Origin of the sequence: Brevundimonas huaxiensis (assembly GCF_014218725.1) — a bacterium.
GTDB classification, from domain to species: domain Bacteria; phylum Pseudomonadota; class Alphaproteobacteria; order Caulobacterales; family Caulobacteraceae; genus Brevundimonas; species Brevundimonas huaxiensis.
Genome location: NZ_JABBJE010000004.1, coordinates 270,602 through 287,732 on the forward strand (window position 1 = coordinate 270,602; position 17,131 = coordinate 287,732).

The following is a 17,131-nucleotide window of genomic DNA, read 5'->3' on the forward strand; positions in this document are numbered from 1 at the left end:
CTGCGGATCGCTCCGCAGGCCCTTCGTCATTCGATGGTCGCGCGGCTTAAGCCAGCGAGGCGTCGATGTCCTTGCAGGCTTGCAGCAGGCCCTGGACCGAGGCGACGGACTTTTCGAACATCGCCTTTTCTTCGTCGTTGGTGGTGAACTCGACGATCTTCTCGACGCCGCCGGCGCCGATCAGGGCGGGGACGCCGACGTAGAGGTCCGACAGGCCGTATTCGCCCGACAGCCAGACGGCGCAGGGCAGGACGCGCTTCTGGTCCAGCAGGTAGGACTTGGCCATGGCGATGGCGGATTCCGCCGGGGCGTAGAAGGCAGAGCCGGTCTTCAAGAGAGCCACGATCTCGCCGCCGCCCTTGCGGGTGCGCTCGACGATGGCGTCCAGTTCGTCCTGCGACAGGAAGCCGGCGGCGACGGCGTCCGGCAGGGGCAGGCCGCCGACGGTCGAGTGGCGCACCATCGGCACCATGTCGTCGCCGTGACCGCCCAGGGTCCAGGCGTGGATGTCCTGCACCGACACGCCGGTCTTTTCAGCCAGGAAGTAGGCGAAGCGGGCGGAGTCCAGAACGCCGGCCATGCCGACGACCTTCTCCTTGGGCAGGCCCGAGAACTTCTGCAGGGCCCAGACCATGGCGTCGAGCGGGTTGGTGATGCAGATGACGAAGGCGTTGGGGGCGTGGGCCTTGATGCCTTCGCCGACGGCCTTCATGACCTTCAGATTGATTCCGATCAGGTCGTCGCGGCTCATGCCCGGCTTGCGCGGCACGCCGGCGGTGACGATGCAGACGTCGGCGCCCGCGATGTCGGCATAGTCGTTGGCGCCCTTCAGGGCCACGTCCTGGCCGAAGACGGCCGAGGCCTCGGCGATGTCCAGCGCCTTGCCCTGCGGGGTGCCTTCAGCGATGTCGAACAGGATCACGTCGCCCAGGGCTTCGCGCGCGGCCACGTGGGCCAGGGTTCCGCCGATCATGCCGGCGCCGATAAGGGCGATCTTCGCGCGAGCCATGGATGTCTCCGTTTATTGCGTGTGCGAAAGGGGATTAATCGTGCGGGCGGTCTAGACCCCTCGCGCGGCTGTCGCAAGAACCTCGCTTTACGGCCTTGGTCAGGCTTGCGAAGGTCCGGCGAAAACCGGAGGATTTCGATGCGCCGTTCATTCGCTTTCGCCCTGCTGCTGGCGTCGGTCGCCACGCCTGTGCTGGCCCAGACGCCGCCCGCGACGATCGGCGACCGCTATATCCCCGCACCCTGGTGGATGCGCGATCCGGTGATCGCGTCGCTCGGCCAAGTCCGGGTGGAAATTCCCGCCAACCGCGCCTTCGTCTCGGCCAGCTTCCAGTCGGTGGACCGCAGCGTCGCCGAGGCCTCGCGCGCCGCCGCCGATCAGGTGCGGGCGCTGAGCCAGGCCTTGTCGGCCTATGGCGCGGACAAGGTGCGGGTCGAGACCAGCGTGACCACCCGGCCGCTCTATGACCAGTACCGCGACGAAAACGGGGTCATGCGCGACAACATCCGCGCTGACCGCGTGGCTCGCTATCAGGCCGACGCCTCTGTCAATGTGACGGTGCGCGACGTGCGCCTGATCGAGCGGGTCTATGCGACCATCGTGGCCTCGCGTCCGACCGCGATCGGACAGGTGAACTTCAATCTGGAGCCGGACAACAGCTGGAAGGCCAATCTGCAGGCCGAGGCGATGAAGGATGCGCGCCGCCGGGCCGAGGCGGCGGCGACCAATGCGGGCGCGACCCTGGGCCGGGTCAAGATCATCGATCCGTCGGGGCGGGTCTGTCAGACGGACGTGCTGGCGGGGTGGCCTTCGTACGGCGCAGGCGGCGGGCACGAGACGACGGTGGACGACATCGTCGTGACGGGGTCGCGCATGGCCTATGCACCCCCGCCTCCGCCGCCACCACCGCCGCCGCCCCCGCCTCCAGCGCCCGGCGGCGGGGCGCCGAGCGAGGCTCAGATCGAGGCGGCGCGGCTGGCGCTGCAACCCCCGTTGCAGGTGATGACCGACAGCGCCTGCGTCATTTACGGACTGAACTGATGGGGTTTGAGGTCGCGCCCGCCTTCGAGGTGGGATCGGTCGCCGTCGCCGAATGGCCGCTGTGCCATGTGCGGCTTCAGGACGACGCCCGCTTTCCCTGGCTGATCTTGATTCCGCGCGTCGAGGGCGCGGTGGAGCTGGAGGACCTGAGCGTCGAACAGCGGGCCACATTGATGGAGGAGACGGTGCGGGCCGGGGCCCTGGTTCGTCGGCTGGGCGCGGTCGAAAAGCTGAACGTCGGCGCCATCGGCAATGTGACGGCGCAACTGCATGTCCATGTGGTCGGCCGCCGCCGCGACGACGGTCTTTGGCCCGATCCGGTCTGGGGTCGCGGGCCGGTTGTTCCGTATGCGGATGATGAGCGGGCGCGGCGGCTGGCGATCGCCGCCGGAAGCTAGATAATATCCAGCGGTACGGCGTGTTTTGGGGGCGGGAAGGCCGCATCCAGCCGTTCCAGATCCTCCAGATCGAACTGGATCTCCAGGGCGTCGGCGTTGGCCTCGACGTGTTCGACGGAACTGGCCTTGGGGATGGCGATGACGCCGTCGTGGCGCAGGACGGCGGCCAAGGCCACTTGGGCCGGGCTGGCGGAATGGCGATTGGCGATGTCGCGGATCAGGGGCTGTTCCAGCAGTTCGCCCCTTCCAAGCGGCGAATAGGCCATCATCGGCATGTCGCGCGCCTGCATCCAAGGGAAGAGGTCGAACTCCACCCCGCGTGAGCCGAGATTATAGAGCAACTGATTGGCGGCGCAGTCCTCGCCCCCCTCGATCTCGATCAACTGCTCCATAGCGCGCAGGTCCAGGTTCGACACGCCCCAGCGGGCGATCATCCCTTCGTCGACCAGATCGCGGAAGGCCTCGACGGTCTCTTCCAGCGGAACATGGCCTTCCCAGTGCAGCAGGTAGAGGTCCAGCCGCTCGACGCCGAGCCGTTCCAGCGACTTCTCGCAGGCCAGCATCATCTTCATCTCGGACGCGTTCTCGGGCCGGACCTTGGAGACCACGAAGACCTCATCGCGGCGTCCGGCGATGACCTCGCCCACCAGCCGCTCCGAGCGGCCGTCGCCGTATAGTTCGGCCGTGTCGATCAGGGTCATGCCCAGATCGATGCCGCGCGCCAGGGCCTGCTGCTCCTCATCGCGCCAGGCCGGGTCGTCGCCCAACTCCCAGGTGCCTTGGCCGAGGGCGGGAACGGTCGTACCGTCCGCAAAGGTGACGAGGCGGGTCATGTCCGTCCTGACGATAATGAGCGGCGAAGACGCCGTCGGAGGAAGCGATGCGAACCCGGCATATCAAGCCCGACGGTCTGGTCCAACAGGTTCTGGAGGCCGGGTTCGAGCATGATAACGCGCCTCTGGTCCTGCTGATCCACGGCTTTCCCGAACTGGGGATCAGCTGGCGCGCCCAGGTCCAGGCGATCGCGCAGGCGGGCTATCATGTCGTCGCCCCGGACATGCGGGGCTATGGCGGAACAGAGAAGCCGGAGGGAGTGGAGGCCTATTCCATCCTGCATCTGGTCGGTGACATGGTTGATCTGGTCCGCGCGCTGGGCAAGGCGTCCTGCATCGTCGTCGGGCATGACTGGGGCGCGCCGGTGGCCTGGCATTGCGCCCTGTTGCGGCCCGATCTGTTCACGGCGGTCGCGGGCCTGTCGGTGCCGTTCCAGCCGCGCCGACCCACGGGACCGCCCACCGCCGCCATGGCCGCCATCTCGAAACGGGCCGGTCTGGGCGACCTCTATATAAGCCGGTTCCAGGCGCCGGATGCGCACCGCGCGCTGGACGCCGATCCGGCGATGGCGTTGAGGAAACTGTTCTACGCCTACGACGGTGCGACTCCCGCCGATCGCAGATCGACCGGCTTCATGCCCGAAGGCGTGGCCCTGCTCGACACCATCGCCGACGATGCGACCCTGCCGCCGTGGATGAGCGAGGCGCATTTCGATGAATATGTGCAGGCCTTTTCGGACGGCGGGTTCGAAGGACCCCTGAACTGGTATCGGGCGATGGACCTGAACTGGTCGCTGACGGCCTTCGTGCAGGACAAGAAGATCACCCCGCCCGCCCTGTTCATCGTCGGCGAGGACGACCCGGTGCGCCACTACGCCGGCGGGCACGAGGCGGGCCTGAAGGACTGGGCGCCGAACCTGATCCGCTCGGTGGTCGTGTCGGGCGCGGGTCACTGGATCCAGCAGGAACGGGCGGACGAGATCAACCGCCTGCTGCTGGATTTCCTGAAGGGCCTCTAGGCCGCCTGCTTCGTGGTCATCTGATCCCGCGCCTCGGCGACGATCTCCAGGCTGCGGATGCGGGCGGTGTTGTCGAACATCATGCCGGTGACCATCAGTTCGTCCACGCCGGTCAGGGCGATGAAGTCGGTCAGTTGGCGCTTGACGGTTTCCGGGCCGCCGATGGCGGAATAGAGCAGCCGGCCCTTGGCGCCGGCGATCTGCTGCGGCGTCAGGATCGCGGTGATGTCATCGACGGGCGGCGGCAGCTTGCCCGGCTTGCCGGTCGAGAGGCGGGCGAAGCTCTGCTGCATCGACGTGGACAGACGCACGCCCTCGGCGTCCGTATCGGCGGCGAAGACGTTGATCGCGGCCATAGCGTGGGGCTTGGCCAGGCGGTCCGACGGGACGAACTCGCGACGGTACAGGGCCAGGGCCTCCAGCAGCAGTTCGGGAGCGAAATGGCTGGCGAAGGCGTAGGGCAGGCCGAGCTGGCCGGCGAGCTGGGCGCTGAACAGGCTGGAGCCCAGAAGCCAGATCGGCACGCGCAGGCCGGCGCCCGGGACGGCGCGGACGGGCTGGTGCTCAGACGCCGGCTCGAACCACTGGATTAGCTCGACCACATCGCGCGGGAACTGGTCTGCGCCTTCGAAATAGCGCCGCAGCGCACGGGCGGTGGCGCCGTCCGTGCCGGGCGCGCGGCCCAGGCCGAGATCGATGCGGCCCGGAAACAGGGTCTCAAGCGTGCCGAACTGTTCGGCGACGACCAGGGGCGCATGGTTGGGCAGCATGACGCCGCCGGAGCCGACGCGAATGCGCTCGGTCCCCGCCGCGACATGGCCGATGACGATGGCGGTGGCGGCGCTGGCGATGCCGGGCATATTGTGGTGTTCGGCCAGCCAGAACCGCTCATAGCCGAGCCGATCGGCGGCCTGGGCCAGGGCCAGGGTTTCATCCAAGCCGCGTCGGGCGTCGCCGCCTTCGACGATGGGAGAGAGGTCGAGAACTGAAAACGGGATCATGACGCCTAGATCGGGTCTGTCCCTCGGGGTTCAAGGGCGAGGGTCTGGAACCGCAACCGGATCAGACGATTTAGACTGATCTCGACAAGCGGAGACTGCGTCATGACCGACACCGATTCCCCGAAGCCCGAAGCGGATTGCGACGACGCGCGCGAGGCCGCCGACATGGGCGAAAAGCCGGACCTGGGTCACAAGGCGGATACGCTGATCGAGGCCCTGGACGGCAGCGATTCGGGATCGGACACGCGGGCAGGCTCGCTGCGCGGCGGATCGGCAAGCGGTTCGGACGACGACCCCGACTCCGCCGAGATCAACGACCGACTGGCGAAGGAAGGCTCGGCCGGTCGAGACGGCGCCGCCGGCTGAGTGGGCACCTTGTCGCCGCCGCAACCATGCGCCACGGTGGCGCTCTGACCCTCTCGGTCCAAGGACGATCTCTCGATGACGCTTCGCTTGGCGGCCTCCGCCGTCGTGGTTCTGTTTTGCCTCGCAGGATGTGATCGCTCGGCCCAACCGGTCGAGGCCAAGGCTGCGCCTGAAGCGTCGGCGCCGGCCGTCGCTGGTTCGACGCCTCCAGCAGCCGAAGCGCCCGCCGTCGTAGGGGGGACTGCACCCGCAGCCGCCGACGGGCCGCCGTCCTTCGCCGTCGTGTATCCCGGCGCACAGGTGGACGGCCAGCCTCTGGCCGCCGGCGGCGAGGCCGGGCCGGGCGGCCTGGTGACCTTCACCACCAGCGCCTCGCCGGACGATGTCGTCGCCTTCTATCGCGAGCGCGCCGAGAAGGCAGGCCTGCGGTCCGTCGCCGGAATGAACCAGGGCGAAACACGCGCCTATGGCGCGGCGGCGGACGCTGTGAACGGCGCCTCGCTGCAGGTCGTCGCCACGCCGACCGAGACCGGCGAGACCTCGGTCCAGCTGGGCTGGAGCGCCGGTCAGTGAGGCGGGGCGCCGCCTGGAGCGCGGCGACGGCGATCCTGCTGGTCGGTGGATGCGCCGGCGCGCCCAAGCCGGACGGCGCGATGCTGACGGCGGGCTTCCTGAGCGATGAAACGATCGCCCAGCTGACGGATGCGGTCCCGCCGGCGCCGGCTCCGGGGTCCGTCGCGGATCTGGCGGACAAGGCGGCTTCGGCGCGGCTTGCAGCGCTGGAAGACGGCGACCGTTGGCTATTGGCGATTGCCCATGCCGAGCTGCGTCCGCCCCTGGCCCTGCAACATTTCGACTGCGCCCTGGGCGTACGGCTGGGGTCGGCCGAGACGCCGGCGCTGGACCGGGTGATGGCGCGGATTTTCCACGATGCGAACAGTGCGGCCGAACGCGTCAAGGCGCGCCAGGCGCGGCTGCGGCCGGTCGGCGACGATCCCGATCGCCGCACCTGCCAGACCCTGACGCCGGCGGCGCGACGCAGCGCCTCCTATCCGTCCGGCAGCGCGGCGGTCGCGACGGCCTATGGCGAGGCCTTTGCGGCTCTTGAGCCGGAGCGGGCCGAGGCCGTGCGCCGGATCGGCCACGAGATCGGGGTCAGCCGCCTGGTCTGCGCCATGCATTATCCGACCGATGTCGCGGTCGGCGAACAGATCGGGCGGTATGTCGCGGCCAGAGCCGTCGCCACCCCGGCCTTTCAGGCGGACATGGCGGCGGCGAGGGGCGAGTTGGCGGCCGCGCGTCGCAGTGGCCTGACCAATCCCGGCTGCGCGGCAGAGCGCGCGGCCCTGGCGATTCTTCTGCCCTGATGACGGCGGCGCTGGCTCTGGCCTTGCTGACCTTTCAGGCGCCGGCCGACCGGGCCTGTACGGCGCAAGAGGTGGCGGCGCTGACGGCGCCATCGACCCAGCCGTATCGCCTGACGTGCCAAGCCGACCTGTCGGGCGTCGACATCCGCCGCCGCGTGCTGATCGAGGGCGCGGAAGGTTCAGGAGCGTCGCTGGATTGCGGCGGTGGGACCATCCGCGCGCCGGGCCCGGCGACGACCGCCGCCCCGACCGTCGCCGTTTGGTCTCGCCGCGAGGGCGATCGGTGGTCGCGGCCGGTCGATGTGACGATCAGAAACTGCACCGTCGTCGGCAATGTGCGGATCTGGGGCATGGGGGCGGGCGGATCGATGCGCGACCTGCTGGCCTCGTCACGCACCGCCGGACACACGCAAGCGGCCCAGTCCGCTGCGCCGATCCGCGTCACCCTGGACCGGGTTCGGTTCGAGGGCGTGGGGACCATTCCCCTATATGTCGGACCCGGAGTGACGCGCACCACAGTGACGCAATCCCGTTTTGTGGGCCGTTCGACCTCGACCGCCGTCTATCTGGACGCCGAGAGCGCGGGCGCGCTGATCCAGGACAACGATTTCGATATCCGCACCGGACGCGAGCAGATCGCGGTGGACGGGTCGGGCGCCAACCGCATCGTCGGCAACCGGCTGGCGTTGCACGGCAAGGGCGGGGTGTTTCTGTACCGCAACTGCGGCGAAGACGGCGTGATCCGCCACCAGACGCCGTCCTATAATCAGATTACGGACAATCTGTTCACCGGTGCGGGCTGGCTGAGGCCGCGCGCGGTGGTGATCGGGTCGCGCGAGGGCGGACGACGCTACTGCGGCGACGACAGGGGCTGGCCGTTCGGGTCCAGCGCGGACGACGGCGACGGGGCCACGGGCAATCTGACGGCGCGGAACGTCGTGCGACGCTGATCGAGGCCTTGCACGCACCGGCGGTTCGGGGATGATTGCGGGACAGGCGATCGGGGGATTGGATATGCGTTGGGTGTTGTTTCTGGCCTCCCTTGCGGCGGCCCTGGGCTTGGCGGTGCTGACCGCGCAGACGCCCAAACCCCTGCCCGCCTCGGCGCCTGCGGTTCAGTTCTCGGCCGCGCGCGCCATGATGGACGTGAACCGGATCGCACGAGCGCCGCATCCGGTCGGCTCGGCCGAGCATCGGCAGGTTCAGACCTATCTGGTCCAAAGGCTGACGGCGCTGGGGCTTCAGCCCAGCCTGCAGACCGGCGCCCTGTCGCCCGCCGCCGTCGCGCGGCTCGAGCGGGAGGGTGGAAATGCGGGCGGCGTCCAGGCGGTCAATATCGTCGGCGTCCTGCCGGGTCGGAATCCGGCCCTGCCTGCCGTCGCCCTGATGGCGCATTACGACACCTCGCCGACCTCGCCGGGCGCCGCCGACGACACGTCCGGCGTGGCCGCCATTCTGGAGGCCGTGCGCGCGATCAAGACGCGGGGCGGGGCCGAGCGGACGCTGGTGGTCCTGTTCACCGACGCCGAGGAGCTGAATCTGGACGGGGCGCGGGCCTTCTTCAGCGAACATCCGCTGCGTGACGACATCGGCGCGGTGATCAATCTGGAGGCGCGGGGCGGCGGCGGGCGCGCGATGATGTTCGAGACCGGACCCGGCAACGCCCAGACCATCGCCCGCTATGCCCAGGCGACGCAGCGGGCGACGGGCGGGCCGTCCAGCAACGCCCTGGCCATCTTCGTCTATCGGCTGATGCCCAATGGCACGGACTTCACCGTGGCGGCGGATCGGAGGTTGGCGGGGATCAATCTGGCCTTCATCGGCCGTCCGGCGCAGTATCATTCACCGTCCTCGACGCCGCAGGCGCTGGATCAGGGCAGCGTGCAGCATATCGGCTCCCAGGCGTTGCAAATGGCCGATGACCTTTTGCGGGCGCCTGCCCTGCCGCAGCCGACGCAGAATGCGGTCTATGCTGATGTGTTCGGCCTGTTCGTCGTGCAGCATTCGTCGGCGATCGGCTGGCTGCTGCTGGCCGTGGGGGCCCTTGCGACGGCCTTCGCCGCCTGGGGCGCGCGCCATGCGACGGGCTTGAGAGCCATGTCGGTCGCGCGGGGCGCGGCGGATGGCCTGTGGCTGTTGGCCGGCGCGGTTGTGGTGGGACAGGCGGTGCGCGTCCTGGCCGGGCCCATCGGCCGTCGCGTGGATTCGGCCGACCTCTATTACACCTTGCTGCGTCGCCTGCCGGTTCTGGAAATCGCCGTAGCCCTGGCCATGCTCGGCCTAGTTCTGATGCTGACCGCAGGGCGACGCCTGCTGGGCCGATGGGGCGCAGCTGGAGTGATACTGGCCGCATTCGCACTTGCAGCGGTGCTGGGCGGTTTCAGCCTGCCGGTCCTGGGGGCGACGGTGATCGCCCTGGCGCTCAGCCTGACGCGCCCGAAACCGCAGGACGCAGACGCCGTCTGGGGCGGCTGGCTGGGGCTGATCGTCCTGGTTCTGATCCTGGGCGGCGGGGTGCAGGCGGCGGCGCCGGAAGCCGCCTTCCTGCTGCTGTGGCCCGCTCTGATCGCCGCCCTGGCGGCCGCGTCGACGGCGGTGATCGGCGCGCGCTTCGGGTCGTGGGTGTCCTTCGCGCCCGCCGGCGTCGCCACAGCGCTGGTCGGCGGGTGGTTGCTGGTTCAGGGGCACGGCGTCTTCCTGGGGGTCGGCATGGACATGCCTGGCGCGGTGGGGCCGATCGCCCTGATGATCGCTATGCTGGTCCGCCCGCTGGCGCCGCGCTCGGGGCGGGCCTTGCCGATCTTCGCCGCCGCCAGCCTGGCGCTGGCCGTCGCGGTCGCCGTGGGGGCCAGGTTGGTCGCTTGATCCGGATGCGTTTCGCAGTCGTCCGAGCGATGAAACCGGGCTAAGCATACCGCTGCTGTTTCTCGGGGCCTCGGCGCGTTTGCACCATCTTCACGTCAATCCGTTCACCGTCCTGTCGCTGGCGATAGCGATCCTGGGCGCGTGGACGGCTCTGGATCTGTTCAACCGCACCCGCGACCAGATCGGCGCGACGCGGTTGCGTTGGCTGGGCGTCGCGGCCCTGGCGCTGGGCGTCAGCATCTGGTCGATGCATTTCATCGCCATGCTGGGGTTCGAGGCCGAAGGCCCCGTCTTCTATGATCCCGGCCTGACGCTGGTCTCCTTCCTGCTGGCGACGGCCGGCACGTCCGCGGCCTTCCTGACGGCGGGGACAGCGCAGGCTAGCCCCTTGCGACTGGCGCCGGCGGCCCTGCTGATGGGCGGGTCCGTCGCCGCCATGCACTATGTCGGGATGGCGGCGATGCGGATGAACGCCGTCCTGAGCTATCAGCCCGTGCTGATCGCCCTGTCGGTGCTGGTTGCGGTCGCCGCCGCCTATGCCGCCCTGATTGCGGCCCGCCAGGAGCGGAGCCTGGCCTGGCGCGCGGTCGCCGCCGTCATCCTGGGTCTGGCCATCGTCTCCATGCACCATGTCGGCATGGCGGCCCTGATCCTGACCCCGATCGCTGACGCAGGGCCGGTGGAGGGCGGGGCGTCGCCGGTGGTCCTGGCGGTCGCGGTGACGACCGGGGCGGTGACACTGCTGTTCCTCGCGCTGGGCGCCTCGATCGTGGATCAACGCGCCAATGTCCTGGCGGCCGTGGACGCCGGCGGCGTCGGCTTCTGGGAAGCGACGCTGCCGATGAAGACGACGATGATGTCGCACCGCGCGCGCGAAATCCTGTCCATCGATCCGTCCTGCCGCCTTGGTCCGAGCGAGGTCGGCGACCGTCTGTCGCCCGAGGATCTGCCGCTGCATCGTCTGGCGCTGGAGCGCGCCTTGGCGGGCGAGGGCGAATATGATCAGGAATGGCGTCTGCCGGCCTCTGGCCGGTGGATCCATCTGCGCGGACGCTTGATCCGCAGTCGGTCGGGCCGGCCGATCAAGATGTCGGGCGTCATCACCGACATCACCGATCGTCGCGAGGCCTTCGCCGCTTTGGCCGACAGCGAACGCTTGCAGCGATTGCTGATTAACGAACTGAATCACCGGGTGAAGAACACCCTGGCCACGGTGCAGTCCATCGCCCATCAGACGGCGCGGCGCACGCCGGATGTCGCCACCTTCACCGCCCTGTTCGAGGCGCGGTTGGTGGCCCTGTCCAACACGCAGAACCTGCTGACGGCCGCGAACTGGGAACGTGTGGATCTGCGCGCCATGCTGCTTCAGGAACTGGCGCCCTATGCCGAGGAACAGGTTCGCCTGACCGGTCCGGCCGTCGATCTGAACGCCCAGCAGACGTTGGGCATGGGGATGGTCTTCCACGAACTGGCGGTGAACGCCGCCAAATACGGCGCCCTGTCGAACGCCGCGGGCTGCGTGCGGGTCGACTGGTCCGTGGCGGAAGGCCATCTGCTGCTGGATTGGGTCGAAGGCGGCGGTCCGGCGGTGTCATCGCCTCAACGCAAGGGCTTTGGTTCGGTGCTGATCGATTCGACCATCAACCGCTCGCTGCACGGCTCGGCGGTCGTGACGTACGAGCCGGAGGGCGCCAGTTTCAGCCTGCGTCTTCCGCTGTAGCCTGCGTCAAAAACGGTCGTAGGTTTTGAGTGTTCTTGTTTTGATCAATGAGAACATCTTGTGAACCGGAACAAACCATGCACATTGTCGGCCTCACGAAACGGGGGCGGGTCCAGGCGGGTCTCTCCCAAGCTTAATGACAGGAATCATGGCAAGGGAGACGAAGGCAATGGCTTCACAGGCGGCACTCAAGTTGGTGGGCAAGGACGACGGCGACAAGCAACGCGCCCTGGAGGCGGCGATCGCGCAGATCGATCGCGCCTTCGGCAAGGGCTCGGTGATGAAGCTCGGCAAGGCCGGGCAGGTGAATGAGATCGAGAGCGTCTCGACCGGTTCGCTGGGCCTGGACATGGCCTTGGGCATTGGCGGCCTGCCGGTCGGACGGGTGATCGAGGTCTTCGGCCCGGAATCCTCGGGCAAGACGACTTTGGCCCTGCACACCGTCGCCGAAGTGCAGAAGAAGGGCGGGGTCGCCGCCTTCGTCGACGCCGAACACGCGCTGGACCCGGTCTACGCCCAGAAGCTTGGCGTCAATCTGGATGATCTTCTGGTGTCGCAGCCGGACACCGGCGAGCAGGCGCTGGAGATCGTAGATACGCTGGTCCGGTCGGGCGCCGTGGACATCGTGGTCGTCGATTCCGTCGCAGCCCTGACGCCGCGCGCCGAGATCGAGGGCGAGATGGGCGACAGCCTGCCGGGCCTTCAGGCGCGCCTGATGAGCCAGGCGCTGCGCAAGCTGACGGCTTCGATCTCCAAGTCGAAATGCATCGTGCTGTTCATCAACCAGATCCGTCACAAGATCGGGGTCATGTACGGCTCGCCCGAGACGACGACGGGCGGCAATGCGCTGAAATTCTACGCCTCGGTGCGTCTGGACATCCGCCGCACCGGCGCGATCAAGAACCGCGACGAGGTGGTCGGCAACACCACCCGGGTCAAGGTGGTCAAGAACAAGGTCGCCCCGCCGTTCCGCGAGGTCATCTTCGACATCATGTACGGTGAGGGCATCTCCAAGCTGGGCGAGGTCATCGACCTGGGCGTCAAGGCCGGCATCATCGAGAAGTCGGGCAGCTGGTTCAGCTATGACTCCACCCGCATCGGTCAGGGCCGCGAGAATGTGCGCGAGTTCCTGAAACAGAACCCGGACATCGCCGCCTCGATCGAAAAGAACGTGCGCGCCTCGACCAACAAGATCGCCGACGAACTGCTGGGCACGCCCGAGCCGGACGAAGGCCAGGACCTGGAAGGCTGACGCCAGCCTCCGAGGTTGGGCGGACTGTCAGAGTGTGCCCTGGTCTCGGTCCGGTCTTTTCACCGCTACTCCGTCGCCCCTAGCGACCCGCCACCGACCCCGCGAAGGGCGGCGGAGCGACCCGCTCGACCTCGTGTCGGGCGGGTCTTTTTGTTTCGTGAGCGGCGCCGATCTTTCTTTCGTCATTCCGGGCGAAGCGTAGCGGAGACCCGGAACCCAGCGGCGTGCACGAGCGCGAAGCTGTTGCGGACTGATGCCCCGAGATTCTGCGATGGAAATATCGCTTTTGGCGCCGCTGGGCCCCCCGGTCGCGCTTCGCGCGCCGGAGGATGGCGAAAGTCATACGCCAAACGAAAACGGGCGACCCGAAGGCCGCCCGTTCTGTCGTCTGTCGATGTCCGCAGCCGATCAGGCAGCGGCCTTCTCCGGAGCGAACTTGCCGTAGAAGGTCTCGTTCTTGGCGGCCATATCGCGCAGCAACTGCGGGACCTTGAAGCGGTCGCCGTAGGTCGCGGCCAGACGGTCCGCCGTCTCGACGAACTTGGCCAGGCCGATGCCGTCGATCATGCTGATCGGGCCGCCGGTCCAGGGCGCGAAGCCCCAGCCCAGGATGGCGCCCAGATCGGCTTCACGCGGATCGTCGATGACGCCTTCTTCCCAGCAACGGGCCACTTCAACAGCCTGACGATACAGCAGGCGCGTCTTCAGTTCGTCGATCTGGGCGAAGGCCGTCGGCTCTTCCGGCTGGTCGATGCCCTTGGTGGTGGGGGCCAGTTCGCCCAGACCCTTCCAGATCGTCTTGGGCTTCTGATCATAGTCGTAGAAGCCCTTGCCGTTCTTGCGACCGAAGCGACCGCCCTCGACCATCTTGGCGACGATGTCGGCGCCTTCCGACGGGACATATTTGTCGCCTAGGTCCAGCGCCGTCTGTTTGGCGATCTTGTAGGACAGGTCCAGGGCGACGTCGTCGTGCATCTCCAGCGGGCCGCGCGGCATGCCGGTCATGCGGCCGACATTGTCGATCAGGGCGGGGCCATAGCCCTCTTCCAGCATCGCCATGCCTTCCATCAGGAAGGTGGAGAAGCAGCGCGAGGTGTAGAAACCACGGCTGTCGTTGACGACAATCGGTGTCTTCTTGATCTTCAGCACATAGTCCAGCGCCTTGGCGATGGCGGCCTGACCCGTCTTTTCGCCCAGGATGATCTCGACCAGCATCATCTTGTCGACGGGCGAGAAGAAGTGGATGCCGATAAAGTCCTCGGGCCGCACCGAGGCCTCGGCCAGGCCGGTGATCGGCAGGGTCGAGGTGTTGGAGCCGAAGACGGCGCCCTCGGCCAGTTGCGCCTCGGCGCGCTTGGTCACGTCGGCCTTGATCTCGCGGTTTTCGAACACGGCCTCGACGACCAGATCGGAACCCTTGATCAGGTCGTAGTCGGTCGTCGCCGTGACCGAACCCAGCAGGGCGTCGTACTTGTCCTGCGTCAGCTGACCGCGCGACAGGCGCTTCTTCAGCAGTTCCTCGACGTGGGCCTTGCCCTTGTCGGCGGCTTCCTGGGTCTGGTCGATCAAGATGGTTTCGATGCCGGCCAGCGCCTGCACATAGGCGATGCCCGCGCCCATCATGCCGGCGCCGATGACGGTGACCTTCTTGGGATCGGACTTGGGCACGCCGGCCGGGCGAACGGCGCCCTTGTCCAGTTCCTGTTTGGACAGGAACAGCGAACGGATCATGGCCTGGGCCTGCGGCGTCATCAGGGTCTTGATGAAGTAGCGGGTCTCGATGCGCAGGGCGGCGTCCATCGGCACCTGAGCGCCTTCGTAAACGGCCTTCATCAGGTTCACCACGGCGGGATAGTTGCCGTAGGACTGCTTGCGCAGCATGGCGTTGCCGACCATGAAGTTCTGAATGCCGGCCGGGTGATAGGGGCCGCCGCCGGGCAGTTTGAACGACTTCTCGTCCCAGGGCTGCACGGCCTTGCCGCCGTTCTTGATCCAGGCCTTGGCGGCCTCGACCGACTGGCCCTTTTCGACGACTTCATGGACGATGCCGGCGCCCTTGGCGTCGTTCGGGCGGAAGGACTTGCCCTCGCTCATCGCCATCATGGCGTTCTGGACGCCGACCAGGCGGGTCAGGCGCTGTGTGCCGCCGCCGCCGGGGAACAGGCCGACCTTGATCTCTGGCAGGCCCAGCTGGATCTTGTTGTCGTTCTCGACCACGCGGTAGTGGGCCGCCAGGGTGAACTCCAGCCCGCCGCCCAAAGCCAGGCCGTTGATCGCGGCCGCAATCGGCTTGCCCGAGGTTTCCAGCGCACGGAAGGCGCCGTTCAGCTTCCAGCCGGCGTCGAACGCCTTTTGCAGGTCGCCGCCGCCCGACAGCACGCCGCCGGCCATGTCGCCCAGGTCCGCGCCGGCGCAGAAGCCCGAGGCCTTGCCCGAGGTGATGACGGCGCCCTTGATGGCGTCGTCGGTCTTGATGCGTTCGACCAGTTCGGGGATTTCCTTCATCACCGAGGAGGTCAGGGTGTTCATCGAACGGCCCGGAACGTCAAAGGTGATTAGGGCGATGCCGTCGGCGTCGACGTCGATCTTGAAGTTTTCCATATCCATTTGCTCCCGGATCAGACGCGTTCGATGACGGTGGCGGTGCCCATGCCGCCGCCGATGCACAGGGTGACCAGGGCGGTCGACTTGTTCGAGCGTTCCAGCTCGTCCAGCGCGATGCCGGTGATCATGGCGCCAGTGGCGCCGAGCGGGTGGCCCATCGAGATACCGCCGCCGTTCACGTTCATCTTGGCGTGGTCGATGTTCAGGGCCTGCATGTAGCGCAGGACGACGGCGGCGAAGGCCTCGTTCAGCTCCCACAGGTCGATGTCGTCGGGCGTCATGCCCAGCTTGTTCAGCAGTTTGCGGGTCACATATTCAGGGCCGGTCAGCATGATCGACGGCTCGGAGCCGATCGAGGCGCCGCCCAGAATCTTGGCGCGCGGCTTCAGGCCCAGGGCCTGGCCGGCTTCTAGCGAACCGATCAGCACGCCGGCCGAACCATCGACGATGCCGGAAGAGTTGCCGGGCGTGTGGACGTGATTGACGCGCTCGACCTCGGGGTAGCGCTGGTTGATCACGCCGTCGAAGGCCATTTCGCCCATCATGGCGAAGGACGGGTTCAGGCCGCCGAGCGCCTGCATGTCCGTGTTCGGACGGATCGTCTCGTCATGATCCAGAATGGTCAGGCCCAGCTGGTCCTTAACGCCGATCACCGAGTTCTTGAACCGGCCCTCGGCCCAGGCCTTGGCGGCGCGCTTGTGGCTCTCGACCGAATACGCGTCCACGTCGTCGCGGCTAAAGCCGTATTTGGTGGCGATCATGTCCGCCGACACGCCTTGCGGCACGAAATAGGTCGGGAAGGCCGAAGAGGGGTCGGTCGGCCAGGCGCCCATGTCGGAACCCATCGGCACGCGGCTCATGACCTCGACGCCGCCGCCGACGGCGAAGTCGGCCTCGCCGGATTTCACCTTGGCCGTCGCCATGTTCACGGCCTCCAGGCCCGAGGCGCAGAAGCGGTTGATCTGGACGCCCGCCGTATATTGCGACCAGCCGGCCGAAAGCACGGCCGTGCGCGCGATGTCGGCGCCGAGTTCGCCCACGGGCGTGACGCAGCCCAGGATGACGTCGTCGACCTTGGAGGTGTCCAGGTCGTTGCGGTCGCGCAGGGCTTCCAGCACCTGGGTCGCCAGGCTGAGGCCGGTGATCTCGTGCAGCGAGCCGTCCTTCTTGCCCTTGCCGCGCGGCGTGCGGACGGCGTCGTAGATATAGGCGTCAGCCATGGAAGTGCGTCTCCATCTTTGGGCCCATTCTCAACGTGCGGCAGGTCGCGGCACGACGGACAGGGCGGTTCCAAGCATGGACGCCAAGAACCCTACGTTTACGTCAACGTCAAGTAATAAGCCGCGTGATCGCGGCCGCTTGAGGCGGATGCTTCGACGGACTGACGGTATGAGAGTGTGGGAACGCCGGCCGAGCGCCCGCGGTCAGCGCGGCGGAATACGAGTGGCTGCGCCTGTGATCTTGCAGGCGTACTCGGTCTGCGGACGCCCGGTCTGAACGCCGGTCGGCGTTAGAATGCCTTGGTCCCGCGTGCACGCGGCTTCCAGAGCGTTCAGCTCCTGCTGATAGCTATTGGTCGCGCCCATCGTGCCGCAGCCCGAAAGCAGCGGCAGGACAACGGCGGCGGAAAGGATGAGGATACGCATGGTTCGCTTC

At 67.6% G+C, this 17,131-nt stretch carries 16 protein-coding genes; 10 read left to right on the plus strand and 6 right to left on the minus strand.

Features of this window, described 5'->3' with window-relative positions:
- Positions 1-46 precede the first annotated feature (46 nt).
- The gene (mdh, locus tag HF680_RS10360; protein ID WP_137720608.1) at positions 47-1,009 is read right to left on the minus strand and encodes a malate dehydrogenase; all 963 of its coding nucleotides are present in this window, start codon (positions 1,007-1,009) and stop codon (positions 47-49) included.
- A 138-nt stretch (positions 1,010-1,147) separates the two neighbouring features.
- Here mdh and HF680_RS10365 point away from each other — a divergent pair, with 138 nt between their 5' ends.
- Both HF680_RS10365 and HF680_RS10370 read left to right on the plus strand, forming a co-directional pair.
- Positions 1,148-2,050: an SIMPL domain-containing protein gene (locus tag HF680_RS10365; protein WP_045809971.1), complete on the plus strand. Its 903-nt coding sequence runs from the start codon at positions 1,148-1,150 to the stop codon at positions 2,048-2,050.
- Positions 2,047-2,448, plus strand: coding sequence for an HIT domain-containing protein (locus HF680_RS10370; RefSeq protein ID WP_369796254.1), 402 nt, complete (start codon positions 2,047-2,049; stop codon positions 2,446-2,448). Before HF680_RS10365 ends, HF680_RS10370 begins: the two co-directional genes overlap by 4 nt.
- Here HF680_RS10370 and HF680_RS10375 read toward each other — a convergent pair.
- Positions 2,445-3,281 (minus strand): aldo/keto reductase, encoded by an 837-nt coding sequence (locus HF680_RS10375; RefSeq protein WP_045809969.1) that lies wholly within the window; start codon positions 3,279-3,281, stop codon positions 2,445-2,447. The two genes, HF680_RS10370 and HF680_RS10375, sit on opposite strands and share 4 nt — an antisense overlap.
- Positions 3,282-3,328: 47 nt before the next feature.
- On the opposite strand from HF680_RS10375, the gene HF680_RS10380 reads away from it, so the two are divergent.
- Positions 3,329-4,300 carry an alpha/beta fold hydrolase gene (locus HF680_RS10380; protein WP_045809968.1) on the plus strand — a complete coding sequence of 324 codons (972 nt, stop codon included), beginning with the start codon at positions 3,329-3,331 and terminating at the stop codon, positions 4,298-4,300.
- Here HF680_RS10380 and HF680_RS10385 read toward each other — a convergent pair.
- Positions 4,297-5,301: an LLM class flavin-dependent oxidoreductase gene (locus HF680_RS10385; protein WP_045809967.1), complete on the minus strand. Its 1,005-nt coding sequence runs from the start codon at positions 5,299-5,301 to the stop codon at positions 4,297-4,299. The genes HF680_RS10380 and HF680_RS10385 overlap by 4 nt on opposite strands.
- A gap of 102 nt (positions 5,302-5,403) precedes the next feature.
- On the opposite strand from HF680_RS10385, the gene HF680_RS10390 reads away from it, so the two are divergent.
- The 7 genes from HF680_RS10390 (at position 5,404) to recA (ending at position 12,871) form a co-directional block, all read left to right on the plus strand.
- Entirely contained in the window at positions 5,404-5,667 is a 264-nt protein-coding gene (locus HF680_RS10390) for a hypothetical protein (protein WP_045809966.1), read from the plus strand.
- A gap of 75 nt (positions 5,668-5,742) precedes the next feature.
- Positions 5,743-6,240, plus strand: coding sequence for a hypothetical protein (locus tag HF680_RS10395; RefSeq protein WP_185225008.1), 498 nt, complete (start codon positions 5,743-5,745; stop codon positions 6,238-6,240).
- Positions 6,237-7,034, plus strand: coding sequence for a phosphatase PAP2 family protein (locus tag HF680_RS10400; protein ID WP_185225009.1), 798 nt, complete (start codon positions 6,237-6,239; stop codon positions 7,032-7,034). The genes HF680_RS10395 and HF680_RS10400 overlap by 4 nt, the downstream gene beginning before the upstream one ends.
- Positions 7,034-7,984: a right-handed parallel beta-helix repeat-containing protein gene (locus tag HF680_RS10405; protein WP_185225010.1), complete on the plus strand. Its 951-nt coding sequence runs from the start codon at positions 7,034-7,036 to the stop codon at positions 7,982-7,984. The genes HF680_RS10400 and HF680_RS10405 overlap by 1 nt, the downstream gene beginning before the upstream one ends.
- A 64-nt stretch (positions 7,985-8,048) precedes the next feature.
- Positions 8,049-9,899 carry a M20/M25/M40 family metallo-hydrolase gene (locus tag HF680_RS10410; protein ID WP_185225057.1) on the plus strand — a complete coding sequence of 617 codons (1,851 nt, stop codon included), beginning with the start codon at positions 8,049-8,051 and terminating at the stop codon, positions 9,897-9,899.
- A 79-nt stretch (positions 9,900-9,978) separates the two neighbouring features.
- On the plus strand, positions 9,979-11,619 hold the full coding sequence (locus HF680_RS10415; protein ID WP_185225011.1) for an MHYT domain-containing protein: 1,641 nt from the start codon (positions 9,979-9,981) through the stop codon (positions 11,617-11,619).
- Positions 11,620-11,788: 169 nt separating this feature from the next.
- Positions 11,789-12,871, plus strand: coding sequence for a recombinase RecA (gene recA / locus HF680_RS10420; protein ID WP_045809962.1), 1,083 nt, complete (start codon positions 11,789-11,791; stop codon positions 12,869-12,871).
- A 408-nt stretch (positions 12,872-13,279) separates the two neighbouring features.
- Here the strand turns inward: recA and HF680_RS10425 are convergent, their stop codons facing one another.
- The 3 genes from HF680_RS10425 to HF680_RS10435 all read right to left on the minus strand — a co-directional run bounded on the left by HF680_RS10425 (position 13,280) and on the right by HF680_RS10435 (position 17,121).
- Entirely contained in the window at positions 13,280-15,472 is a 2,193-nt protein-coding gene (locus HF680_RS10425) for a 3-hydroxyacyl-CoA dehydrogenase NAD-binding domain-containing protein (RefSeq protein ID WP_185225058.1), read from the minus strand.
- A 17-nt stretch (positions 15,473-15,489) separates the two neighbouring features.
- Positions 15,490-16,695, minus strand: coding sequence for an acetyl-CoA C-acetyltransferase (locus HF680_RS10430; protein ID WP_161639913.1), 1,206 nt, complete (start codon positions 16,693-16,695; stop codon positions 15,490-15,492).
- Between the two features lie 204 nt (positions 16,696-16,899).
- Positions 16,900-17,121 (minus strand): hypothetical protein, encoded by a 222-nt coding sequence (locus HF680_RS10435; protein ID WP_039243873.1) that lies wholly within the window; start codon positions 17,119-17,121, stop codon positions 16,900-16,902.
- Between the last annotated feature and the right edge of the window lie 10 nt (positions 17,122-17,131).

Excerpts from the sequence above, each read along its gene's own strand:
- mdh (WP_137720608.1), bottom strand. The coding sequence starts at position 1,009 with ATGGCTCGCGCGAAGATCGCCCTTATCGGCGCCGGCATGATCGGCGGA.
- HF680_RS10430 (WP_161639913.1), bottom strand. The coding sequence starts at position 16,695 with ATGGCTGACGCCTATATCTACGACGCCGTCCGCACGCCGCGCGGCAAG.
- HF680_RS10405 (WP_185225010.1), top strand. The coding sequence starts at position 7,034 with ATGACGGCGGCGCTGGCTCTGGCCTTGCTGACCTTTCAGGCGCCGGCC.
- HF680_RS10385 (WP_045809967.1), bottom strand. The coding sequence starts at position 5,301 with ATGATCCCGTTTTCAGTTCTCGACCTCTCTCCCATCGTCGAAGGCGGC.
- HF680_RS10380 (WP_045809968.1), top strand. The coding sequence starts at position 3,329 with ATGCGAACCCGGCATATCAAGCCCGACGGTCTGGTCCAACAGGTTCTG.
- HF680_RS10435 (WP_039243873.1), bottom strand. The coding sequence starts at position 17,121 with ATGCGTATCCTCATCCTTTCCGCCGCCGTTGTCCTGCCGCTGCTTTCG.
- HF680_RS10395 (WP_185225008.1), top strand. The coding sequence starts at position 5,743 with ATGACGCTTCGCTTGGCGGCCTCCGCCGTCGTGGTTCTGTTTTGCCTC.
- HF680_RS10410 (WP_185225057.1), top strand. The coding sequence starts at position 8,049 with ATGCGTTGGGTGTTGTTTCTGGCCTCCCTTGCGGCGGCCCTGGGCTTG.
- HF680_RS10390 (WP_045809966.1), top strand. The coding sequence starts at position 5,404 with ATGACCGACACCGATTCCCCGAAGCCCGAAGCGGATTGCGACGACGCG.
- HF680_RS10365 (WP_045809971.1), top strand. The coding sequence starts at position 1,148 with ATGCGCCGTTCATTCGCTTTCGCCCTGCTGCTGGCGTCGGTCGCCACG.
- HF680_RS10425 (WP_185225058.1), bottom strand. The coding sequence starts at position 15,472 with ATGGAAAACTTCAAGATCGACGTCGACGCCGACGGCATCGCCCTAATC.
- HF680_RS10375 (WP_045809969.1), bottom strand. The coding sequence starts at position 3,281 with ATGACCCGCCTCGTCACCTTTGCGGACGGTACGACCGTTCCCGCCCTC.
- recA (WP_045809962.1), top strand. The coding sequence starts at position 11,789 with ATGGCTTCACAGGCGGCACTCAAGTTGGTGGGCAAGGACGACGGCGAC.